Source organism: Pseudomonas rhizozeae, from assembly GCF_031583775.1.
Lineage (GTDB): Bacteria > Pseudomonadota > Gammaproteobacteria > Pseudomonadales > Pseudomonadaceae > Aquipseudomonas.
The window spans coordinates 84,337-106,328 of record NZ_JAVLSB010000075.1; the positions used below are offsets into that span (position 1 = coordinate 84,337).

The window sequence follows — 21,992 nt, forward strand, 5'->3', positions numbered from 1 at the left end:
GACAACCTCAATGCCCGACGGCAAAGGCAATCGGCGCCGAGCGGGCCAGACCGCCACGGCACTTGAGCACGCGCAATTGCGCGGGCCGGGCGTCGATGGCTATGCGCAACGCCGCCGGTGAAGGGTTAATGGCCTCTGCCAACGAGCGATAGGCGAAGGCCAGGGTCTGGCCGGTTTCCGCCGCCACCTGCAGACGCCGCAGCGCCCGGTCATCCGCCTGATGTGGCCAGCACAGCACTGCGCCGCAACTGCCTGAACGCAGGCATTGCTCCGCCGCCCACAGGGCTTCGCGCTCGCTGGCCTGGATGATCGACAACTGCCGCAGGTCGACCCCGGCGTTCTGCCAGGCCTGGGGATACGGCACATGGGGCGGCGCCACCAGCACGATGCGCTCGCCGGCGGCGGACAACCGCGCCAGGGTCGGCCACACCAGATGCAGCTCGCCGACGCCCTGCCCGGCCACGAGGATTTCGCTCAGGGCCGCCTCCGGCCAACCACCGGACGGCAACGCCGCATCCAGCGCCGCATGCCCGGTCGGCTGCGGGCTGGCCGCTGCTGGCGCAGGCCTGCCTCGCCAAACCTGGCCGCCATTGAACAGCGTGTCCAGCGCAACGACGGCGCCCATTACCCTTGCCTCACCAGACCACAGAACACGCCTTCAATGGCCAGGTCCTGATGATCTTCAACAATGATTGGCTGATACGCCGGGTTGCGCGGCAGCAAACGCACCCGTTCGCCGATCCGCTCGAAACGCTTGATGGTCACTTCCCCGTCGAGCCGCGCGACGACGATCTGGCCATTGACCGCTTCCGGGTTGCGGTGCACGCCCACCAGGTCACCGTCGAGAATGCCGTCCTCGATCATCGAATCGCCCTGTACCCGCAGCAGGTAATCCGGCACCCGCGAGAAAATCGCCGGGTCGAGCATCAGGCGATTGTGCACTTCGGCATCCGCCCCGATCGGCGCACCGGCCGCGACCCGGCCAAGGATGGGCACATCCAGCCATTCCGGACGCGGCGGCTGATTGAGCAAGCGAATGCCCCGGGCCTGGTTGGGGTTGACCTCGATAAAACCGGCTTCGCTGAGCGCCAGCACATGCTTGCGCGCCACGCTTCGCGAGGCGAAACCGAAGGCCGCGCTGATTTCAGCGAGGCTGGGAGGCTGACCGTTTTCGGCGATGCGATCGCGGATGAAAGTCAGGATGGCGGTACGGCGGGGAGTGAGAGTCGTCATGGAGTACATTTGTACTCTTTTTGGGGGTGGGTGACAATTGCCGTCAGTCTGGGTTTAGGCGATGGGGGTTTGGGTTTGGGGTGTATATCCGTTGCTGCGGTAACGGCTGCTTAGGGTTGCGCCCTTACGGCGAGTCACCTTTTTCAGACGCCAAAAAGGTAACCCAAAAGGCTCGCCCCTGACGTCCGGCTCCTCGCCTAGGCTCGGCGTACCTTCGCTCCGACGGGGCGGGTGGATCAAAAGCCAGATCAAGATCAAAAGCGCGGCGAGCTGACACGCGACCTGATGGGTGTACGCAGTTCTGTGGATATGCGCGGACACTGTGGGAGCTGGCTTGCCAGCGATGGCGGCCTTACAGCCAACCAATTATTGCCAGATTCACACCCATCCCATTGTGGGAGCGAGCCGGCTCCGGGCGTCGTTCCGACGAAAAAGGACTATCTGGCGATAGATTTCTAGCGCCTGGAATGGCCTCATCGCTGGCAAGCCAGGCTCCCACAGGGATCTTTGGTGTTTTCGAGAAATTCGCCAGCAGGCTCGGCGCCTCCGTCGGAACGCCGCCCGGAGCCGGCTCGCTCCCACAGGTTTCGGAGACATCCGCTATCAACTCACCAGCAGGAACAGAGCCTTCGCTCGCCCCCACACGGGCTACGCGATCAAAAACCCATCTACAAACACGTAGCCAACGCCGCCAACCGCCGCTTGGCGACAAAATCATCGTGCTGGGCGTAATACTTCAACGTAGTGCCCGACGCATCCGTGCCGAGGTCGACGAACGACTCCGCCGAGCGGGTGTACACCGTCGAGCCACCCTGCTTGCCCGGCTGCAGATACGCCCCGGCATCGACCCCAAACACCGCTTCGTCCTGCCAGGAAAATTGCACGCACTGGGCAACCTGTTTTTCCGGTTTGTCGGACTTCAGCACTTGGGTCGGGGCCTGGGTGCGGGCGTCGGTCATGGCCGAGCCGGCGCAACCGGCCAGCAGTGCAGCGGCCAGGGCCGTGATCAGAATTCGCATCGTCTTCGCTCGTTGGAAAAAAGCGGACTGTATCACCCAGGCACTCGATTCCGTTCTGCTTTACTGCAATTATCCAGCGACATGACGCAGCGTTTGCCGCACTCTGTCGCGTTTCGATCGACCATCGCTCCTTTCCGGACTTGCCATGACCCCCAACGCTGCGTTCTACAAACCGTCCACCGATTACGCCGACAAGCTCATCAGCCAGATCGGCCAGACCCCGACCTGGATCGCCAAGCGCATCGGCGTCACCGATAAGCGCATCCGCTACATCCTCGACGGCGAGCGCACGGTCAAGGGCGAGACCACGCCGATCCAGATGACCTACCCCGAACAGTTCGCCCTCGAATGCCTGGCCGCCGAAGCCAAGGCCAATAAAGCCAAACCGGTATAAACAGGAGCCTCCATGGCGGCGACCGAACAGCAACATGAACAGGCGTTGAAAATTTTCCTGGAGCAACGCCCGCAACTGCGTGAACAACTCGACAACCTCAATCCGCTGCTGGCCCAGGCCAAGGGCGAAACCGTCGCGCAGTACCGTGAAGAACGGCTGCACGAAGCGTTTGAAGCGGAAGCCGAGGATCGCAACTTGTTCGCCTGGGAGCTGACCCTCGAACTCACCGCGGCCAGCCCCGAGGACTATCAGGCGCAACGTCTGGAGGTGCATCGCGAAGTGGCGGAGATGGCCGGGATGGACTGGCTGGACTATTGCGAGTTATATGGGCTCGGTAAGTAACCCCGCACAAGGATGACCGACGCCGATGCTGCCCTCGCCCGCCTCCTCCCGCGCCAGCCCCGGTCACTTGCATCAGCAGAAATGGCGCGGGCGCATCGGCCTGAGCCTGGTGGCCGCACTGTCGGTGCTGGCGGGCATGACCGACGCTATCGGCTTCATGGCCAGCGGCGATTTCGTGTCGTTCATGAGCGGCAACACCACGCGCCTGGCGGTGGCGATCAGCGACGGTGATCTAACGCTAAGCCTGCGCCTGACCATCCTGGTCGGCACTTTCATCATCGGCAATGCCCTGGGAATCGTCGTCAGTCGCCTCGGCGGGCGGCGGGCGCTGCCGTTGTTGCTGTGCATCGCCACCCTGCTGTGCGCGGCCGCCGCCTGGCCGCTCGAGCAGCAATTGCCGGCGCTGATGGCAGCGATCATCGCCATGGGCATGCTCAACGCGGCGGTGGAAGAAGTGAACGGCTTGCCAGTCGGACTGACCTACGTCACCGGCGCGCTGTCGCGATTCGGCCGGGGGCTGGGGCGCTGGCTGCTCGGCGAGCGGCGCAACGGCTGGCGAGTGCAGCTGATTCCCTGGGCTGGGATGTTTGTCGGCGCCATCCTCGGCGCGGTCCTTGAACATCACCTTGGGCTCAAGGCCCTGCTGGTCAGCGGTTTGCTGGCGGCGCTGCTGGGCCTGGCCTCGCTGAAAATCCCCCGGCGCTGGCAACTGGGCTATATGCCGCGCTGACCGCCAACCCTCATCAGAACGTGCCGGAGTAGGCACCGCCGTCCAGCAGCAGGTTTTGCCCGGTGACGAACCCGGCCTGGGCGCTGCACAAAAACGCGCAGTACGCACCGAACTCGTCCGGCTCGCCGAAGCGTTGCGCCGGCACGCCTTTGCGCCGTTGCGTGCGGATGTCTTCCAGTGAAGCGCCTTTGGCGTCGGCGGCAGCGCTGAGGTTTTTCTGCAGGCGCTCGGTGTCGAACGGCCCTGGCAGCAAGTTATTGATCGTCACGTTGTTGCCCGCCAAACGCGGTTGCCGCGCCAGCCCGGCGATAAAACCAGTGAGGCCGCTACGGGCGCCGTTGGACAGCCCGAGGGTGTCGATCGGCGCCTTGACCGCCGCCGAGGTGATGTTGATGACCCGGCCGAAACCGCGCTCGGCCATGCCATCGACACAGGCCTTGATCAGTTCGATCGGTGTGAGCATGTTGGCGTCGAGCGCGCGAATCCAGTCTTCACGTTCCCAGTCGCGGAAATCCCCCGGAGGCGGGCCGCCGGCGTTGTTCACCAAAATGTCGACTTGCGGGCACGCGGCGAGCACCTGCTGACGAACTGCCGGGTCACTGATGTCACCCGCCACCGTACGCACCTCGATGCCCGGCGCCCGTTGACGCAATTGCGCGGCGGCGGCTTGCAAGGCCTCATCGCCGCGGGCATTGATCACCAGATTCACCCCTTCCAGCGCCAAGGCCCGCGCGCAGCCCAAGCCCAAGCCCTTGCTGGCGGCACAGACGATAGCCCAGCGTCCCGCAATCCCCAGATCCATGACGTCGCTCCTGTTCAATGCGTAGCCGAAAAACCGCTACGTTACCACCGCGGCGGCTCACCGGCAGCGTCAGCATAGACAGCCTGGCGTCAGAGATAGCGCGGTGCCGGGGTCGAGGTGCCGAACAGGCCGGACAAGACCTTGCGCTGCGCTTCGTAGCGATCCAACGCCTCGCCCTGATGCAACCCCGGAATGGTCACCACTTCGCCTAGGGCCAGGCCCGCCAGTGCCGCATCGACCATGGCCTCGGCGCTCATCACGATGCTCTGCGGCAGGTTCTCCACCGGGTTACCGGCCAGGCTCCAGAACTCAGTGGCGGTGGCGCCGGGCAATACCGCCTGGACGCGCACGCCTTTGTCCGCCAGTTCATGGTGCAGGGATTGGCTCAGCGCCAGCACGAAGGCCTTGCTCGCGCCGTACACGCCGTTGAGGATTTCCGGGGCGATGGCAACGATCGAAGCAATGTTGATCAAGGTACCGTTGCCACGGGCGACAAAGGCCGGCGCAGCAGCGTAGCTCAGGCGCATCAGCGCGCTGACGTTCAGGTCAATCATCGACTGCATGTCGTCCACCGGGCTGGCCAGCAGAGGCATCACCGCGCCGATCCCGGCGTTGTTTACCAACACGCTGATGCTGGCGTCGGTGCGAAGGATGTTTTCCACTCGCGCCAGGTCGTCGCTGTTCAGCAGGTCCGCGGCCACCACCTCGACATTGCGGCCGGTCTGGTTGCTCAGTTGCGTGGCCCGGGCGTTCAGTTTGTCGCGGTTGCGGGCGACCAGAATCAGGTCGTAGCCTTGGCGGGCCAGACGGTCGGCGTAGATCGCGCCAATGCCAGTGGATGCGCCGGTGATCAGCGCGGTGCCTTGGGTAGAAAGTGTCATGTCGAAAGTCCTTCACAGTGAGGCGAGCAATTCGCCGCGGTGAGGACATTTAAAAACCAATTCATCATGACGCAAATGACGTATAAAGTACGTTTTTAGGACATTACCTCCAGAGGCTTTTTCATGACAGCCATCGCATTCGTGGTGTTCGACGGTTTCCAGTCCCTGGCGCTCGCCGCCATGTCGGTGTTCGAGTACGCCAACTTCAGCGCCGGGCAAACCCTGTATGACGTGCGCGTGCTCTCGGAAGACGGGCGCAACTTGCGCGCGTCCGGTGGCTTGAGCGTCGGCACCGAAGCATTTGATGAGCGGGTGTTCGATACCGTGATCGTCGCCGGCGGCGATGCCATTTTGCAGGCCGCGCCGCCCGCCGTGCTCGACTATGTACGCCACAGCCTGAACACTGCGCGGCGCACCGCGTCGATTTGCTCCGGGGCGTTCGTCCTCGCCCAGGCCGGCGTGCTCGACGGTCGGCGGGCCACCACGCATTGGGCCTACGCACGGGATTTGCAGGCGCGGTTCCCGGCGATCAAGGTTGAAGAAGACCGGATCTTTGTCATCGACGGCGCGGTCTGGACCTCGGCGGGCATGACCGCCGGGCTCGACCTGGCCTTGGCCATGATCGAAAAAGACCACGGCGCCGAACTGGCCCGCAGCGTCGCGCAGAAACTGGTGATGTACCACCGCCGCGCCGGTGGCCAGTCGCAGCATTCGGCGCTGTTGGAACTCGAGCCGAAATCCGACCGCATCCAAACCGTGCTCGGCTACGCCCGCGAGCACTTGTCCGAAGCCTTGTCGGTGGAGCAACTGGCCGACGTCGCCCGCCTCAGCCCACGCCAATTCAGCCGCGCCTTCCGCGCCGAAACCGGCCAGTCCCCGGCCAAAGCCATCGAACATCTGCGCCTGGAAGCCGCCCGGCAACTGCTCGAACGCGGCCGCCTGACCCTCGACCAAATCGCCGCCGAAACCGGCTTCACCGACCGCAGAAGGATGCGCGAAGCCTTCCTACGGGCCTTCGGACAGCCACCGCAGGTGATTCGGCGCAATGCCCGGGCGGAAACCATGGCCTGAGCTTCACAGGGTTTTGGGGTTATCTGTGAGTTCGAGTCCTTAGTGTGACCACAGAATCGGCAGTTTTTATTTAGGCTTGGTCAACTCCATGATCATCCGCGACAGCAAGTAAATCCGCGGCGAGACGCTTTCGACTTCGGCGTATTCCTCGGGCGTGTGGATGTTGCCGCCGACGATCCCGAAGCCGTCGAGGGTTGGTGTGCCGACGCCCGCCGACAGGCTCGCATCCGCCGCGCCGCCGCTGCCTTCTTCGGTCAGCTTGCGCCCCAGTTCGCCATATATGCCTTGGGCCATGGCCATCAAGCGGTCGGATTCGGCCGTTTGCGGCATCGGTGGCAGGCCGCGTTGCAGGGTGGTGGTCACTTCGGTGTCGGCAATCAGCTTGTCTTTGGACACCCGCGCCAAGTCTTTTTCGATGCGATCAAACTCTTCCGGCACTGCCGCGCGCACGTCGGCCTTGGCCGTGGCCTGATCGGGGATCACGTTGGTGCGGTCACCGGCCTTGAGCACGGTGAAGTTGATGGTGGTCTTCTTCGCCTCGTCGCCCAGCTTGCCCAATTGCAGAATCTGGTGCGCCGCTTCCATCGCCGCGTTGCGCCCCAACTCCGGCGCGACCCCGGCATGCGCAGCTTTGCCCTTGACCTCGACCACCGCCGTGGCACTGCCCTTGCGCCACACCACCAAACCATCCGCCGGCCGCCCCGGCTCAAGGTTAAGAGTCACGTCATGGGCCTTGGCGGTTTTCTTGATCAGATCAGTCGCCACGTCCGAACCGGTTTCCTCACTGGCGTCGAGCAGGAACGTGATCTGCGCGTAATCCTTGAATTTGAGATTCTCCAGCACCTTGAGCGCATAAATCCCGGCGACAATCCCGCCCTTGTCATCCATCACCCCCGGCCCGTAAGCGCGACCATCCTTGATATGAAACGGCCGCTCAGCCGCCGAGCCTTCCTTGAACACCGTGTCCATGTGCGCCATCAACAAAATCTTCGCTTTGCCCGTGCCCTTCAGCGTGGCCACCACATGACTGCTCTTGTCCGGCGTATTGGGCACCAACTCAATGGCGAAACCGAGTTTCTTCAACTCATCGACCGCAATATCCCGTACTTGTGTCAGGCCGGGCTCGTAGCCGGAACCGGAGTCGATATTCACCAACTGCTCGAGCAACTTAAGTGCATCGGCCTTGTACTGCACCGCATCGGCCAGAACTTGCTTATGCGGCTCGGCGGACACCATCGGCGCGAAAGTCGTGGCGCCGGCCAAAGTAAGAAATAGGCTGGTCGCCAGCAGGGAACGAGGGAGATTAAGCATCATGAAGCCGTCCTTGATTCTTGTTGGAAGTCAGCCAACCCTACCTGACTTGGTGGTCACAAGAACATCCTGGAAGCGACATCGGTTTTTTATGTGGACGGAATCACAACCGCTTTCGCGAGCAGGTTTGCTCCCACATTTTGGATTTGGGTACATCTGGTAGTGACTGGTTGGCTGTCAGGCCGTCATCGTTGGCAAGCCAACTCCCACAGTTAACGTGGACATCCATAACACCGGCGTACATCCATCAGGTCGAGTGTCAGCTCGCCGCGCTTTTGATCTTGATCCTGCTTTTGATCTTGCTTTTGATCCACCCGCCCCGTCGGGAGGCTGAGTGGAGGCGTTTATCCGGGGATTGGCGCGCAGCGCCGCACGACGCAGTCGGGCTCATTGCATGTAGGTGCAGCGAAGCCAACGGAGGGCAATGCCCCCGGATGAATGCCGGAGCGAAGGAACACCGAGCCTTAGCGAGGGGCCGTACGTCAGGGGCGAGACTTTTTGCTTACTTTTTTGTCGTTTGAAAAAAGTGAGGCGCCGTAAGGGCGCAACCATAAGCAGCCGTTACCGCAGCAACGGATATGTACACCTGCAAAACCTCCAGCGCCAATCAAAGCGCCTTCGCGAGCAAGCCCGCTCCCACAAAAGAGCAAAGCGCCAGCGATCAAACAGCATCCAAAACCTTCATCTGCACCCCACCCGCCCGACACACCACCCGATTACGCCCACTGGTCTTGGCCTCATACAACGCCTGATCCGCATCATGCAGCCACTGCGTCGCATCCCGATGATCCGGATTGAACGCCGCCAACCCAATACTCAAACTCACCTTCAACGCCGGGCTCTGCGCATAACCCAGGGTCGAAAACCGTTCACGCAAGGCATCCATCGCCCGGGCCGCGTTCGCCAGTGGCAAATCCGGGAGGATCACGCAAAACTCATCGCCGCCATACCGCCCCGCCACATCCGCCGCCCGCAGGTTCTGCTTGAGCATCTTGCTCAACTGGCGCAGCACAATGTCCCCGGCGACATGGCCGAAGGTGTCATTGATAGTCTTGAAATGGTCGATGTCGATCAGCGCGATCGCCCCGCCGCTGCTCAGCCCTGGACGCTGGCGACGACAGCGGGACCATTCGATATCCAGTTGATCCTTCCAGGCGCCGTGGTTGAGCAACCCGGTCAGGCTGTCGGTGCGGCTCAGGGCCAGCAGTTCGCGTTTTTGCTCGCCCAGAGCGTTGGCCTGACGGAAGCAGATCCAGCCGAGCATCAACGGATAGAAGGTCAACAACGGCAGGCACGCATAAAGTTGCAACGGCGTGGTGGGCGCCATGGCACTCGGCGGCAGCAGCACCAGGCCCACGCCAATCCCCAACACCTGCACCGCCAGCCCGGTCAGCAGGAAGCGCAAGCCGCCAATCGCGACGTTATTCATTGCCATCATCGACACTGTGACCGCTGCCGGCAGCGGATTGAACTGCATCGCGACCACCCAGAAACCACCGAGCAGGGTATCGATGAGCAAGTGACGGTATTCGGCGTGAAGCGGGACTTTCGACCGCCGCGACAATTGAAAGGCCAGATGCGGCCAGATCAGGCCATTGAACACCATCAGTGCCCAGACCCAGGGCTCGGGATCGAGCGGGCGCATGGCCGCCCCAACGCACAGTAAACCCAGGACCAGGCCGAGGGCGCGCGACAGATACAGCCTCCTGGCCAGCGCAAGTCCCTTTCCTCCAATCTTTTGCATGGAGTCAAAACTCTTAGTAACCGCCACCGCAACCGCCCACCGGGCGTGCGAATAGGCTGGAGTCTATCAGGGCGCCGTCAATTAGCCATTACCGAACCACGAAGCGATGCCGCGTCGCCCGGCAAATCGGCCATGTTTGGCTATAAATAACAGGGCGACGATAGCGAACTGTTGCGGCGCATGCGTCATTCACCCTGAAGGAGCCCCATGCAGACCTATCAAGTGCTGATTATCGGCAGCGGTTTCGGCGGCCAGTGCGCCGCGGTAAACCTGCTCAAGGAAGGCATCAACGATTTTCTGCTACTGGAACGGCGTGATTTTTTCGGCGGCACCTGGTGCCAGAACACCTACCCCGGCGCTGCCGTCGACGTGCCCTCTGCGCTGTATTCGCTGTCGTTCGCCGGGTACCGGTGGACGCAGATGTTCGCCGCCCAAGACGAATTACACCGCTACACCCAGCATGTGATCGAGCAGTTCGGTCTGCGTGACAAGGTCCGGCTCAACAGCAACGTTGAGGCCATCGAGTGGGACGACGACGCCCGGCGCTGGGCGGTGCACATCGGGCAGGAAACGCTGTACGCGCAGTTCCTGATCAACGCCACCGGGCCATTGAGCCAACCGGTGATCCCGCACTTTGCTGGCCGGGAGCGCTTTAAAGGCAAGAGTTTTCACACCAATCATTGGGATCATTCCTACGACTATCGCGGCAAACGCGTGGCCATCGTCGGCAGCGGCGCCAGTGCCGCGCAAGTAATCCCGGCCATCGCCCCCGAGGTCGAGCAGTTGCATGTGTTCCAGCGCACGCCGCACTGGGTGCTGCCCCGCGCCGACCGCACGTTCGGCCGCTTCCAGCGCTGGCTGCTGGGGCAGAAACCGGCGTACAAGTTGTTGCGCTGGCTGATCTATTGGCAATTCGAAACCCGGGTCATTGCCTTCAAGTATTCACGGCCGGCGATCCACTTGGTGCAGCGCCATGCCCTGAAGTTTATCCGCCGTCAGGTGCCAGACCCGGAACTGCGGCGCAAGCTCACCCCGGACTACGACATCGGCTGTAAACGAGTAATCGTCTCCAGCACGTTTTACCCGACCCTGGCGCGCAAAAACGTAACCTTGTACAGCCGGGAACAGGGCATCAACTCGATCGATGAACGCGGAATCAATACCCAGGACGGCCAGCACATCGACCTCGACCTGATCGTCTGGTCCACGGGTTACGACGCCACCGACGGGGTGATTTCCTACCCGGTTACCGGCAAACACGGCACTCGCCTGAGCGAGGTCTGGGCCGAATACCCGCGCGCCTATCTGGGCACCAGCCTGCCGGATTTCCCCAACCTGTTTATCGTCACCGGGCCAAACACCGGCATCGGCCACACTTCGGCGCTGTTCATCATCGAGTCACAGATGAACTACATCCTCGACTGCATCCGCACCGTGAAAAAACAGGGCCTGGGCAGCATCGAAGTTCGCCCCGAGGCAGAACGCTCCTACACTGAAATGATCCATCGGGAAATGCAGCGCACCGTGTGGAAATCCGGCGGCTGTCACAGTTGGTACCAAAGCAAGAGCGGCCATGTGATCGCCATGTTTCCCGGCTTCAGTTTCAGCTATTACCGCTTGACCCGGCGCCTGAAACCCGCCGACCACATCCTGTCCTGACCTGTTGAGGAGATGCCCGAATGCTTGTGCTGATTGTCGCGATCGCCGTCTTCGCCGCCTGGGCCTGGTTAAGTTACCCGCGCATTGGTCATTGGCTCTATGACTTGAGCATGGCCGCCGAGGCACGCCTGTATCGACTGCATAAAATCGAGGTGCCGATTCGCGAAATGACCGTGTCCACTTGGCAGGCCGGGCCCTACGAAGCGGCCGACGCGATCCTGATGCTGCACGGCTACAGCGCCGACAAAAACATCTGGCTGCGTTTTGCCCGGCACTTTGTATCGAGCCACCGGGTGATCATTCCGGACATCGCCGGGCATGGCGAAACCGGTTTCAAGGCCGGCGGCGGCTATGACATCCCGTTGCAAGCGCAGCGGCTGATCCAGCTGCTGGATATTTGCGGCGTCGACAAAGTGCACGTGATTGGCAACTCCATGGGCGGCTACATCGCCGCTTGGCTTGCGGCGGAATACCCGGACCGGGTGGCCTCAGTGGCGCTGATCGACCCGGCCGGGGTCACCTCACCAGAACTCAGCGACCTGGCGCGGCAACTGGCCAAAGGCAAGAACCCGTTCCTGATCGAGTCCCGGGATGATTTCCAACAGTTTTACCGGATGACCATGGCCACCCCGCCCTGGGTGCCCGGCGTGGTGCTCGACGCAGTCGCCGAGCGCTACCAGGATCGCCGCGAGGAACTGGCGGAAATCTTCGACGACTTCCACGCCAGCCCGCCGATGGAACCGAAACTCGCGTCAATCCGCGCCCCGGCCCTGCTGCTGTGGGGTCGCGAAGATCGCCTGATCGACGTCAGCAGCGTACCGATCTGGAGTCGTGGCATTCCCAATCTGCGGGTCAACATCTGGGACGGCATCGGCCACATGCCCATGGTCGAACAACCGGGCCGCACCGCGCGCTTGTACCGCGGCTTCTTACAAGGCCTGGGGCGCTAGGCTTTAGGGCAAGGGAGCTGGTTCCTGCACCAAGCTTTTGTGGCGGGGGAGCTTGCTCCCGCTGGGCTGCGCAGCAGCCCCAACATCGTTGTGAGCGCTGCGCACTCAAGCAGGAGCAAGCTCGCTCGCCACAGGACTTTCATCTGGCTCGCGGATTTCATGTTGCTCATAAACAGTCCTGCAAAGAATGAAGTCCATCAGAAACTTCGTTTGCCCGGGCCCGCGAAGGCTGCGATCTTTCCTGCCATCACCCCTCGGCAACAGGAAATGCTTTCATGACCTCGCAGCACTTCGTCAGCCCTGACTTGATCCGCCAACGCTTTTCCAAGGCGATGTCCGACATGTACCGCGACGAAGTCCCGCTGTACGGCGCGCTGATGAACCTGGTCGAGCAGACCAACGCCCAAGTGCTTGGCCGTGAGCCGCAGATCGCCCGGCAACTGCAAAGCACCGGGGAGATCCAGCGCCTGGACCTGGAACGCCACGGCGCAATCCGCGTCGGCACCGCCGCCGAACTGGCCACCCTCGCCCGCCTGTTTGCGGTGATGGGCATGCAGCCGGTGGGTTATTACGACCTGACCCCGGCCGGCGTGCCGGTGCATTCCACGGCATTCCGCGCGGTGCACGAAGACGCCTTGCAGGTCAGTCCGTTCCGGGTGTTTACCTCGCTGCTGCGCCTGGAGCTGATCGAAGACCTGCCATTGCGTGCCTTCGCCGAATCGACCTTGGCCAAGCGCCAGATCTTCACTGCCACTGCGCTACTGTTGATCGATCGCGCCGAAACCCAGGGCGGCCTCAATGAAACCGAGGCCGACGCCTTTGTCGAAGCAGCGCTGGAAACCTTCCGCTGGCACCACAGCGCCACGGTCACCGCGGCGCAGTACCAGCAATTGAGCGCCCAGCACCGCTTGATCGCCGACGTCGTGGCCTTCAAGGGTCCGCACATCAACCACCTGACTCCACGCACGCTGGACATCGATATCGTCCAGGCGCAAATGCCTGAGCATGGCATCACCCCAAAAGCCGTGATCGAAGGTCCGCCGCGCCGCGACTGCCCGATCCTGCTACGCCAGACCAGTTTCAAGGCGCTGGACGAGCCGATTGCCTTCACCGACCAAGGGCAGCCGCGAGGCAGCCACAGCGCACGCTTCGGTGAAATCGAACAACGCGGCGCGGCCCTTACGCCCAAGGGCCGCGAACTCTACGACCGATTGCTCAACGCTGCTCGCGATGAACTGCAGGACTTCCCTAATGAAGCTAACGCCGCGCGCTACAACAGCCTGATGGCCCAACACTTTGAGGAATTCCCTGACAGCTACGAGCAAATGCGCCGACAAGACCTGGCGTACTTTCGCTACTTCACCACCGACAAAAGGCCCGACGCTGGCCTGTCGAATCTGACACTCGACGCCCTGCTCGACGCCGGTTACTTGCGCATCGAACCGCTGGTATACGAGGACTTCCTGCCGGTCAGCGCGGCGGGGATCTTTCAGTCCAACCTGGGCGATGCCGCGCAAACCCATTACGGCGCACACTCCAACCAACAGGCCTTCGAAAAAGCCTTGGGCCGCTCGACGATTAATGAGCTGGGGCTGTACGCCGCGACGCAGCAGCGTTCGATTGAGGAATGTCTGGCAGCGCTGGGGGTATCCGTACCAGGCTGATCACAATGCACGAGGCTGGATGCAAATCCTGTGGGAGCGGGCTTGCTCGCGAAGGCAATGGCACTTTCGACAAAGATGTTGAAGGTGCCGGCCTATTCGCGAGCAAGCCCGCTCCCACAATGGTTTTAGGTGTTTAACCCAACTTCGCCAACAACGCCTCAGCCACCGCTTCGGATGACCCTGGGTTCTGCCCTGTCAGCAGCATCCCGTCAGTCACCGTGTAACTGGCCCAGTCATCGCCCTTGGAAAAAATCCCGCCGTTGGCCTTGAGCATGTCTTCCACCAAGAACGGCACGACCTGGGTCAGTTGCACCGCTTCTTCCTCCGAGTTGCTGAAACCGGTCACCCGTTTGCCCTTGACCAGCGGCTGGCCGTCCGCGTCCTTCACATGACGCAGCACGCCCGGCGCGTGACAGACCAGGGACACCGGTTTGCCCGCCTTCCAGAACGCTTCGATCAGTGCGATCGAAACACGATCCTCAGCCAGATCCCACATCGGGCCATGGCCGCCGGGGTAAAACACCGCGTCGTAATCCTCGGCCCGCGCGGTGCTCAACAGGGCCGTCGAGGCCAATGCCGACTGCGCGGCAGCGTCATTTTTGAAGCGGTCAGTGGCGGCAGTCTGGAAGTCCGGCTCGTCACTTTTCGGGTCCAGCGGCGGCTGACCGCCCTTGGGCGAGGCCAGGGTCAACTGCGCGCCGGCATCCTTGAAGACGTAATACGGCGCGGCAAATTCCTCCAGCCAGAAGCCGGTTTTCTTACCGGTATCGCCGAGTTGATCGTGGGACGTCAGAACCATCAGGATTTTCATTGGATCATTCCTCGAATTCAGAAGGGATTGCACGCTCAAGGGCTGCAATGGGGAACTGAGTCATTGACCTCCGTCCGCTTCCGTTCGTTGCAAGGATTTGGCTCAACGCCCGAAGATGCCTCATGGCCTTGATGGGCAACAAGTTGCACAGCACTCGCTCGGCATTGATCTCTGCCCGAGGCTGAACGCCCAGCGCAGTTGGCACCAAGGCACCGTGCGCAAGTTGTTGCACAGCGCTGCGCAGGAACTTGCGCATATTCAGTGTAGAACTCGATGGTGATTCGTACAGAGACCTGCGAAATTAATCCAACTACTTGTTTTAATTATGTTTTTTATCGTTGGCATGGCACTTGATAACAGTCAGGCCACCCACCGGGCGATAACGCCTCTCGGGCACTCTAACTGTTCAGCAAGGAGCACTTCCATGGCAACACCCGCGTACATGTCCGTCACTGGCGAAAAACAAGGCCTGATCACCGCCGGCGCATTCACCGCCGACTCGGTGGGCAACACCTACCAGGAAGGTCACGAAGACCAAGTCATGGTCCAGGCGTTCAGCCACGACGTGGTCATCCCGCGTGACCCGCAGTCCGGCCAGCCAACCGGCCAGCGCGTGCACAAACCCGTCATCATCACCAAGGTCTACGACAAATCTTCGCCGCTGCTGCAAGCCGCACTGACCTCCGGCGAGCGCATGAGCGAAATCGTTATCCAGTGGTATCGCACCTCGGCTCAGGGCACCCAGGAGCACTACTACACCACCAAACTGGAAGACGCGATCATCGTCGCCATCAACAACAAGATGCACAACTGCCAAGACCCGTCGAACTCGCACTTCACGCACCTGGAAGAAGTGCAATTTACCTACCGCAAAATCACCTGGACCCACGAAGTGTCCGGCACTTCGGGTTCCGACGACTGGCGTGTGCCGGTGGCCTGATCGGGGCTGAGCGCTTTACGCATCGGCCAGCGTGGCTGGCCGATGTTGTTTGCGTCTCGAAGATTTCGTGCGTGTCCAGCCGCCTACCCCCGTGCCGAAGAATGTCTGATTGAAGAATCGGGCATTAGTGGCCGCCGCGCTGAAACACGACGATGCCGACAGGCTGGCACGGTACTACCCCGTCGCAAGTCAACGCCCTCAAAGAAAACGTTCCGATCTGCAAAGAGTGCGAAAAATGCAAGGCAGATGCCTGTGACCTGTGACCGAATGAGCCCCAGAACCTGGCTCGCCAACCGCCCGTTGCAAGACCACGAACGCCTGTACCTGATTATCAGCGCCGCCAGCGACGCCGAACCACTCAAGGCCTACTACCAGCAACCCGCTCCCGCCGAACTGCAGCCGATCTGGAGCGGCACATCCTTTGCCGACTGGCGACCGGTGATGCCATACCTCACCGAGCTCAAGCCTGGCGCCCCCTTCCTGCAGTGGATCGCCGATACCGACGCCATCGACTGGGGCTGGCTGGCGATCTCCAGCAGCACACTCGACGTGGTCCATGAACACCTGCGCAGTTTGACCCAGGTCTTGATGCCCAATGGCACGGTAGTGTTCTTCCGGTTTTGGGATGGACGGCATATCCAGCCAGTTTTGTCAGGACTTGGCGACAAGGCCGGAGAAATACTGCCGATGTTTGATCGGTACCTAATTAACGGCCGTGAGTTGCAGTTGAAGCCACGAGCCGTGCCACCCGCAAAGCCATGCCCTTGGTGGCAAGTACCGAAAGCACTGCTCGGTAGCATGGCAGAACGAGATCCGTCGACCTTGATCAACAACCTGATGCAATGGCTGAGCGAAGAACATCCTGACTTCTACACCGCTTACCCCGAGGGCAACCTGCGGCACAAAGTCGCCCGTTTCGTGCGCCGTCCGGACCAGCCCGACACCCTCAACGAAGCACTGTTGAACTACCTGATTCTGGAGCAGGGCTGATGGATCGCGTCACCTACATCGACACCCAACTGAAAACCTTCAAGGACAGCCTCACGCTCTATCGCGAGCAAACAAAAACCTGGTATGCCAGCGCAGCCGACCAAATCAGCCGAACAGCCGACTTGCCCTCTCTGCTCGGAATGGAGCGGCTAATCAAAGTCGGCGACACCTCCACAGCCGTAAGCGTCACGGACGGCGATTTCGCTTCAACCGTCGCCCAATGCCCGCAGAAAGGTCCATTGCTGATCGAGAGCAAGTTCGAATCGGTGTACGACATTCCGGTGGGTGACATCGAAGTCGATATCGTCGCGGTCGAGGTCGGCAAGGTTAGCAAGGTCACTCTCGATGCCCAGGGCAAGGCCAGTTGGACGGAGGGCGAACCGGGCAAGTTCTACAAAATCCGCGTGCACAACGACGTTACTCCGGAACAGATCGACGCCTTGTTCGATGCCTACAGCGGCGTGACCGCAGAGCTTGAAGTCTTCCTGCGCAAGGAATGGGCGGGCTTCAAGCCGCAATGGAGTCAGTCCACCTCGGCCACGGCCATGGCGGTGGGCAACGGCATTCTTGAAGGCGGATGGGAGGCGGTCAAAGGCGTATGGGATGGCATCAGCCTGGTGCTCGACATTTTGCAGAACCCGAAGAAGTTCGCCGCTGACCTCGGTGCCGGCACGCAAAAACTGGTGGACCTCGCCCAGCAAGCACCCGACGTCATGAAAAAAGCCATGCTGCTGGCAAGTGACGAAGCCGCGTTGTTCCTGCTCATGCGCAGCTCGTTGATCTGGCTCGCTAGCTTGCCGCCCACGAAGATGGCCGGCGACGTGGCCAGAATGACCACCGCCGCAGTCGTCGGCATCGCCATCGACATTGTCATTGCCGTGGTCCTGACCATTGCCGCCGAAGGCACTGGGTTGATTTACCTCGCGGCGCGCCTGAAGAAGTACGGAGATGTCATCCTCAAAGCCGTGGTCGGTTTTGTCGACTCGCTGTTTACCATCATCCGGGGCTTCATGGCCTACATCGGGAAATATACCGCCGTTGCCGCACGCGGCGTGACTGCGCACATGAAGAAAGGCCTGGCCGAGTTGCGTTTTGACGGCAAGAAAAACGCTACGCTGGGCCGCAGCAAGTCCGGCGACGACATGCCCCGACAGGCCACCACGCCGGCGGGCAAAAGCGCGGAACCAACGGCGAAGACCTGCACCGACAAGTGCCCAGTGTCGATGGTCACCGGCGAGGAACTGCTGACACTCACCGACGGGCAACTCGACGGCTTGTTGCCGTTCGAGTGGACACGTCTCTATCGCAGCAGCGCGGTCGAACTCGATTGCGGTTTGGGTTTCGGTTGGAGCCACGCACTGGCTCATCGCTTGGAGATCAAGGCCGACGAGGTCGTCTGGACCGACCAGGAAAACCGCTCAACACCTTTCCCCTTGCCGAGCCAGCAACGCCCCGCCATCACCAACAGCTTGTCGCGGGCGGCGATTTTCCTCGGCGATGCCCCGGCGGAACTGATCCTCGCCCAGGCCGGCAACCGCCCGACCTTTTACCATTTCCGCTACGACAGCAAAGGCGCCAGCCTGATCGCGATCAGCGACCGCTACGGCAATCGGCTGCAGGTGAGCCGCGACATCCACGGGCGGATCAAACGCCTCGATAACGGCGCTGGTCGTGCCCTGCTCCTGCGTTACGACCGCACACACATTGTCGCTGTCGATTATCAGCAGTTCACACCGGCCGACACACTGGAAGACGCCTGGAAAACCCTTCAGACGCTGATCACCTATCGCTACGACGACCAGCAACGGTTGATCGCTGCGACCAACGCGGCGGGAGAAACCGAACATTACCGTTACGACGAGCAGCACGTCATCCTTGAACGGCAACTGGCTGGCGGCGCCAGTTTTTTCTGGGAGTGGGAGAACGAGGGCAAGCAGTCGCGCTGCGTCCATCACTGGGCGAGCTTCTCGCAGATGGAAGCGCATTACCTCTGGGACGACAAAGGAAGCGTGACGGTCGCCAACGCCGACGGCAGCCAAGAGGTGTACACCCACGACGATCAGGCACGGATGATCAGCAAAATCGATCCCGATGGCGCCGAACACCTCATGGCCTACAACGAAAAAGGCCAGTTGATCGCCGAAAAAGATCCGCTCGGCGCGATCACTGAATACCGTTACGACGACGATGGCCTGATGACTGCGGTGATTGCGCCGGAAGAAGAACCGGTCACCTATGAGTACAGCCATGGCTACATCAGTGACATTCATCGCGGCATAGCCACCTGGAAATACCAGCGCAACCATCAGGGCGACATCGCCCGGCAAACCGACCCCGACGGCAACGCCACCCACTACAACTATGACCGCCAAGGCCGCCTGCTGAACATCCGCTATCCGGATGGCAGCTGCCATCATTTGGGCTGGAACAACCTTGGCCAGTTGCTCGAAGAACAACTGCCCGACGGAGGCCAGCGCAGATACCGCTACGACACCATGGGCCGGCAGATCACCCGCCAGGACGAAACCGGCGCCATTACCCAATACCAATGGGACGCCGTCAATCGCCTGACCCAACTCACCCTGCCGGGCGGGGCCACTCGCGCTTTCACTTACAACCCTTACGGCCGCGTCACCGCCGAGCGCGATGAATTGGGCCGCGTTACCCGCTATGACTACGCCGACGGCCTGCATCTGGTCAGCCGCCGCATCAACCCGGACGGAAGCCAGTTGCGCTACCGCTACGACAATGCGCGGCTGTTGCTCAGCGACATCGAAAACGAGCGCGGCGAGCACTATCACCTTGACTACTATCCCAACGGGCTGATCCAGCAGGAGACCGGTTTCGACGGCCGCCGCACAGCGTATGAATACGACCTCAAAGGTCAATTGCTAAAGAAAACCGAATTCGGTGATGACAGCAGCGCGCGGGTGACCGAGTACCAGCGCGACGCCGCCGGCCGACTGCTGGTGAAAACCGTGGCGGACGGTGGGCAAACTCACTACAGCTATGACGCCCTGGGACGTTTGGTCAACGTCGACGACGGCCAATGGCCGCTGGCGTATGAATACGACTTGCAAGACCGACTGATCACCGAACATCAGGGCTGGGGCACGCTGCGATACCAATACGACAACCTTGGTCAACTCAAGCATTGCCGACTGCCGGATGGCAGCCGGCTCGACTATCACCACCTGCAAGGTGGACGCCTGAGCGGCATCGACCTCAACGGCTCGCGCCTGACCACTCACCAGTTCTGCGTAGGTCGCGAAGTGCAACGCCGACAAGGTCTTCTGCTCAGCCAATACCAATACGACGATCAGGGCCGGTTGCATGCGCACAGCGTCAGCCAGCAGGATCGCCTTCTGATCCAGCGCCGCTACGCCTACAACGCCAACGGTAATCTTGCCGGCATCGACGACAGCCGCAACGGCCGACGCAGCTACCACTACGACCCGCTGGACCGCTTGATCAGCGTGCGCGGCAGCACCCCGGAAACCTTCGCCCACGACCCGGCCGGCAACCTGCTCGGACAAAGCGATCAACCGGTCGCCAACCTGGCTAACGTGAAGGGCAACCGCTTATTGATGCAGGGCGACCGTCATTACGAGTACGACGCCTACGGCAACCTGATCCGTGAACGCCGGGGTACCGGGCAACGCCTGGTCACCGAGTACGCCTATGACTGCCTACACCGCTTGATCGGCGTCAGTCTGCCCGGCGGCGGCACCGCGTCCTACCGCTACGACGCTTTCGGCCGACGCATTGCCAAGACCGTCGACGGCCACACCACGGAATTCCTCTGGCAAGGTGAGCGCCTGGTCGCGGAAAGCGCCGACGACCGTTACCGCAGCTATATCTACGAACCCGGCACCTTCCGCCCGCTGGCCATGCTCGACGGAGAAGACCCGCTCAAAGCCGCGCCCTTCTACTACCAACTCGACCACCTTGGCACCCCGCAAGAACTCACCGACTACAGCGGCGAAATCGTCTGGTCAGCCAACTACCGCGCCTACGGCAACCTCGCCACCCTCCACATTGCCGATATCGACAACCCCCTACGCTTCCAGGGCCAATACTTCGACGCCGAGACCGGCCTACACTACAACCGCCATCGCTACTACAATCCCGGCACCGGCCGCTTCCTCACCCCCGATCCGATTAAATTGGCGGGAGGGTTGAACAACTACCAGTACGTTCCTAATCCTACTAGCTGGGTGGATCCGTTGGGGTTGAGTGGGCAGTGTCCGGGGGGCAACAATGTTAAACCAGCAACTGGTGTGAGAAACCCTGCTGAAGATGCGAATGTAGACGAAGGAATTCCGCCTCCCCCTGAACCACCGAAAGTCGATAAATGGAGCAGAGAACCGAAAAGTATTCAGGATAAAATGACATTAAACTCCGCTAAGGCAGGCGAGGGAGACGTCATCATTAAAAATCTTAATGATCCTCTATACCAAGGAATGGAAAAATTAGAGCTTAAGATTAAGTCTCAAAATGGCAGAGATTCAGTAGTTCATTACGTCCGAAACCCGAAAACGGGAGAAAGAATGGACTTCAAGTTTAAGAAACACAGCACTCAAGGCATGAAGCCATGGGGAAATGATCCAACTGTACCACCGGGGGATTATCCAAAATGAAAGTCGTCTGTAAAATAAACAATCTATCTGGAATTACCGACGCTGGCACATTATCCAGGCTGCGCCGTTATATTTCACGGTCTGACGGCCAGCTAGACTTAGAAGTCGGAAAAGAATATATAGTTTACGGCATACAGTTCTGGGATAACTGCCCTTGGCTCTATCTATGCCTCGAAGACGATGAAGAATATCCAAAACCTTACGCCGTTGATTTCTTTACAACATCCAATGACCGACTATCACAATATTGGAAAATGAGTCACTCAACTAATAACGGTGCAGAAAACTTTTCTGCCCTTGTTGTCGAACCGTGGTCGAAAGACCATGGATTCTATGAGCGACTAATCGACGGAGATATCGAAGCTACTTTAGAATTCTCTAGATATCGAAAACTGATGGATGCCGAAAATCAAGAGAGGCAAGGTTAGATCTGCTGCCAGCCTACACGGCCTCCGCTTATTTTTTCATGCTCACAAAAAAAACGAGCGCTCTAAGCGGATGCTCGTTTTCATGATTTTTTAGAGCATTAACACCAATTAGTGCCATCCCACTAATGTTCAACACTCAATAATGGTGTCCGCCCAGTGCAGTTGCCTCGGCAATCCGTGCACTGGTAAAGAGCCCTTGCACTGGGCGAACGGCGGGTATTCTAAGGGAATCGCCAGGGTTTGTCCGTGTACATATTTTGAATAATCCTGCACACAATGTTTCGGATAAGCGGGGATATTAATGAGCCGAAAAAAATAACTCACCAGTTCGACCATTGTGTCTGAATATTGTTATACAAACTAACTATACAAGAAATGACATG

At 60.5% G+C, this 21,992-nt stretch carries 19 protein-coding genes; 11 read left to right on the forward strand and 8 right to left on the reverse strand.

Going from position 1 to position 21,992, the window contains the following annotated elements:
• Nucleotides 1-7: 7 nt before the first annotated feature.
• The 3 genes from imuA to RG836_RS26385 all read right to left on the reverse strand — a co-directional run bounded on the left by imuA (nucleotide 8) and on the right by RG836_RS26385 (nucleotide 2,252).
• The gene (gene imuA / locus RG836_RS26375; protein ID WP_310850733.1) at nucleotides 8-625 is read right to left on the reverse strand and encodes a translesion DNA synthesis-associated protein ImuA; all 618 of its coding nucleotides are present in this window, start codon (nucleotides 623-625) and stop codon (nucleotides 8-10) included.
• Nucleotides 625-1,242 (reverse strand): transcriptional repressor LexA, encoded by a 618-nt coding sequence (gene lexA / locus RG836_RS26380; RefSeq protein ID WP_310850735.1) that lies wholly within the window; start codon nucleotides 1,240-1,242, stop codon nucleotides 625-627. The genes imuA and lexA overlap by 1 nt, the downstream gene beginning before the upstream one ends.
• A gap of 659 nt (nucleotides 1,243-1,901) precedes the next feature.
• Complete coding sequence (locus tag RG836_RS26385; protein WP_310850737.1) at nucleotides 1,902-2,252, reverse strand: hypothetical protein; 351 nt, start codon at nucleotides 2,250-2,252, stop codon at nucleotides 1,902-1,904.
• Nucleotides 2,253-2,397: 145 nt separating this feature from the next.
• On the opposite strand from RG836_RS26385, the gene RG836_RS26390 reads away from it, so the two are divergent.
• The 3 genes from RG836_RS26390 to RG836_RS26400 are packed head-to-tail and all read left to right on the forward strand — an operon-like array spanning nucleotide 2,398 to nucleotide 3,718.
• Nucleotides 2,398-2,646, forward strand: coding sequence for a hypothetical protein (locus RG836_RS26390; RefSeq protein ID WP_310850738.1), 249 nt, complete (start codon nucleotides 2,398-2,400; stop codon nucleotides 2,644-2,646).
• Between the two features lie 12 nt (nucleotides 2,647-2,658).
• Nucleotides 2,659-2,988, forward strand: coding sequence for a DUF6388 family protein (locus RG836_RS26395; protein ID WP_310850739.1), 330 nt, complete (start codon nucleotides 2,659-2,661; stop codon nucleotides 2,986-2,988).
• Between the two features lie 25 nt (nucleotides 2,989-3,013).
• On the forward strand, nucleotides 3,014-3,718 hold the full coding sequence (locus RG836_RS26400) for a YoaK family protein (RefSeq protein ID WP_310850741.1): 705 nt from the start codon (nucleotides 3,014-3,016) through the stop codon (nucleotides 3,716-3,718).
• A gap of 13 nt (nucleotides 3,719-3,731) precedes the next feature.
• Here RG836_RS26400 and RG836_RS26405 read toward each other — a convergent pair whose 3' ends face one another.
• Both RG836_RS26405 and RG836_RS26410 read right to left on the reverse strand, forming a co-directional pair.
• A complete protein-coding gene (locus tag RG836_RS26405) occupies nucleotides 3,732-4,520 on the reverse strand; it encodes an SDR family oxidoreductase (protein ID WP_310850743.1) in 789 nt (262 codons plus the stop codon).
• Nucleotides 4,521-4,609: 89 nt separating this feature from the next.
• Nucleotides 4,610-5,401: an SDR family NAD(P)-dependent oxidoreductase gene (locus RG836_RS26410; RefSeq protein ID WP_310850745.1), complete on the reverse strand. Its 792-nt coding sequence runs from the start codon at nucleotides 5,399-5,401 to the stop codon at nucleotides 4,610-4,612.
• A 123-nt stretch (nucleotides 5,402-5,524) separates the two neighbouring features.
• Here RG836_RS26410 and RG836_RS26415 point away from each other — a divergent pair, with 123 nt between their 5' ends.
• Complete coding sequence (locus tag RG836_RS26415; RefSeq protein ID WP_310850747.1) at nucleotides 5,525-6,472, forward strand: GlxA family transcriptional regulator; 948 nt, start codon at nucleotides 5,525-5,527, stop codon at nucleotides 6,470-6,472.
• A 66-nt stretch (nucleotides 6,473-6,538) separates the two neighbouring features.
• On the opposite strand, the gene RG836_RS26420 is transcribed toward RG836_RS26415, so the two are convergent.
• Both RG836_RS26420 and RG836_RS26425 read right to left on the reverse strand, forming a co-directional pair.
• Nucleotides 6,539-7,786, reverse strand: a complete 1,248-nt coding sequence (locus RG836_RS26420) for a M20/M25/M40 family metallo-hydrolase (RefSeq protein WP_310850748.1) — start codon at nucleotides 7,784-7,786, stop codon at nucleotides 6,539-6,541.
• 658 nt (nucleotides 7,787-8,444) lie between these two features.
• Nucleotides 8,445-9,527, reverse strand: a complete 1,083-nt coding sequence (locus RG836_RS26425) for a diguanylate cyclase (protein WP_310850750.1) — start codon at nucleotides 9,525-9,527, stop codon at nucleotides 8,445-8,447.
• Nucleotides 9,528-9,734: 207 nt separating this feature from the next.
• On the opposite strand from RG836_RS26425, the gene RG836_RS26430 reads away from it, so the two are divergent.
• The 3 genes from RG836_RS26430 (at nucleotide 9,735) to hglS (ending at nucleotide 13,800) form a co-directional block, all read left to right on the forward strand.
• Nucleotides 9,735-11,186, forward strand: coding sequence for a flavin-containing monooxygenase (locus RG836_RS26430; RefSeq protein ID WP_310850752.1), 1,452 nt, complete (start codon nucleotides 9,735-9,737; stop codon nucleotides 11,184-11,186).
• 20 nt (nucleotides 11,187-11,206) lie between these two features.
• Nucleotides 11,207-12,136 carry an alpha/beta fold hydrolase gene (locus RG836_RS26435; protein WP_310850754.1) on the forward strand — a complete coding sequence of 310 codons (930 nt, stop codon included), beginning with the start codon at nucleotides 11,207-11,209 and terminating at the stop codon, nucleotides 12,134-12,136.
• Between the two features lie 275 nt (nucleotides 12,137-12,411).
• Complete coding sequence (gene hglS, locus RG836_RS26440) at nucleotides 12,412-13,800, forward strand: 2-oxoadipate dioxygenase/decarboxylase HglS (RefSeq protein WP_310850755.1); 1,389 nt, start codon at nucleotides 12,412-12,414, stop codon at nucleotides 13,798-13,800.
• 133 nt (nucleotides 13,801-13,933) lie between these two features.
• Here the strand turns inward: hglS and RG836_RS26445 are convergent, their stop codons facing one another.
• Nucleotides 13,934-14,611, reverse strand: coding sequence for a type 1 glutamine amidotransferase domain-containing protein (locus RG836_RS26445; protein WP_310850757.1), 678 nt, complete (start codon nucleotides 14,609-14,611; stop codon nucleotides 13,934-13,936).
• 424 nt (nucleotides 14,612-15,035) lie between these two features.
• Between RG836_RS26445 and RG836_RS26450 the strand changes: the two genes are divergently transcribed.
• From RG836_RS26450 to RG836_RS26465, 4 genes are all read left to right on the forward strand, one after another.
• Nucleotides 15,036-15,551, forward strand: coding sequence for an Hcp family type VI secretion system effector (locus tag RG836_RS26450; protein ID WP_310850758.1), 516 nt, complete (start codon nucleotides 15,036-15,038; stop codon nucleotides 15,549-15,551).
• 252 nt (nucleotides 15,552-15,803) lie between these two features.
• Nucleotides 15,804-16,541, forward strand: a complete 738-nt coding sequence (locus tag RG836_RS26455) for a DUF4123 domain-containing protein (protein ID WP_310850782.1) — start codon at nucleotides 15,804-15,806, stop codon at nucleotides 16,539-16,541.
• The gene (locus RG836_RS26460) at nucleotides 16,541-21,181 is read left to right on the forward strand and encodes an RHS repeat-associated core domain-containing protein (RefSeq protein ID WP_310850760.1); all 4,641 of its coding nucleotides are present in this window, start codon (nucleotides 16,541-16,543) and stop codon (nucleotides 21,179-21,181) included. Before RG836_RS26455 ends, RG836_RS26460 begins: the two co-directional genes overlap by 1 nt.
• A complete protein-coding gene (locus RG836_RS26465) occupies nucleotides 21,178-21,609 on the forward strand; it encodes a hypothetical protein (protein ID WP_310850761.1) in 432 nt (143 codons plus the stop codon). Before RG836_RS26460 ends, RG836_RS26465 begins: the two co-directional genes overlap by 4 nt.
• Nucleotides 21,610-21,992 lie beyond the last annotated feature (383 nt).

Bases quoted from the DNA above. Each gene is read 5' to 3' on its own strand.
- RG836_RS26415 (WP_310850747.1), top strand. From the start codon at position 5,525: ATGACAGCCATCGCATTCGTGGTGTTCGACGGTTTCCAGTCCCTGGCG.
- RG836_RS26460 (WP_310850760.1), top strand. From the start codon at position 16,541: ATGGATCGCGTCACCTACATCGACACCCAACTGAAAACCTTCAAGGAC.
- RG836_RS26395 (WP_310850739.1), top strand. From the start codon at position 2,659: ATGGCGGCGACCGAACAGCAACATGAACAGGCGTTGAAAATTTTCCTG.
- RG836_RS26445 (WP_310850757.1), bottom strand. From the start codon at position 14,611: ATGAAAATCCTGATGGTTCTGACGTCCCACGATCAACTCGGCGATACC.
- RG836_RS26410 (WP_310850745.1), bottom strand. From the start codon at position 5,401: ATGACACTTTCTACCCAAGGCACCGCGCTGATCACCGGCGCATCCACT.
- RG836_RS26430 (WP_310850752.1), top strand. From the start codon at position 9,735: ATGCAGACCTATCAAGTGCTGATTATCGGCAGCGGTTTCGGCGGCCAG.
- lexA (WP_310850735.1), bottom strand. From the start codon at position 1,242: ATGTACTCCATGACGACTCTCACTCCCCGCCGTACCGCCATCCTGACT.
- RG836_RS26425 (WP_310850750.1), bottom strand. From the start codon at position 9,527: ATGCAAAAGATTGGAGGAAAGGGACTTGCGCTGGCCAGGAGGCTGTAT.
- RG836_RS26400 (WP_310850741.1), top strand. From the start codon at position 3,014: ATGCTGCCCTCGCCCGCCTCCTCCCGCGCCAGCCCCGGTCACTTGCAT.
- RG836_RS26390 (WP_310850738.1), top strand. From the start codon at position 2,398: ATGACCCCCAACGCTGCGTTCTACAAACCGTCCACCGATTACGCCGAC.
- RG836_RS26450 (WP_310850758.1), top strand. From the start codon at position 15,036: ATGGCAACACCCGCGTACATGTCCGTCACTGGCGAAAAACAAGGCCTG.
- RG836_RS26405 (WP_310850743.1), bottom strand. From the start codon at position 4,520: ATGGATCTGGGGATTGCGGGACGCTGGGCTATCGTCTGTGCCGCCAGC.
- imuA (WP_310850733.1), bottom strand. From the start codon at position 625: ATGGGCGCCGTCGTTGCGCTGGACACGCTGTTCAATGGCGGCCAGGTT.
- hglS (WP_310850755.1), top strand. From the start codon at position 12,412: ATGACCTCGCAGCACTTCGTCAGCCCTGACTTGATCCGCCAACGCTTT.
- RG836_RS26420 (WP_310850748.1), bottom strand. From the start codon at position 7,786: ATGATGCTTAATCTCCCTCGTTCCCTGCTGGCGACCAGCCTATTTCTT.
- RG836_RS26465 (WP_310850761.1), top strand. From the start codon at position 21,178: ATGAAAGTCGTCTGTAAAATAAACAATCTATCTGGAATTACCGACGCT.
- RG836_RS26385 (WP_310850737.1), bottom strand. From the start codon at position 2,252: ATGCGAATTCTGATCACGGCCCTGGCCGCTGCACTGCTGGCCGGTTGC.
- RG836_RS26435 (WP_310850754.1), top strand. From the start codon at position 11,207: ATGCTTGTGCTGATTGTCGCGATCGCCGTCTTCGCCGCCTGGGCCTGG.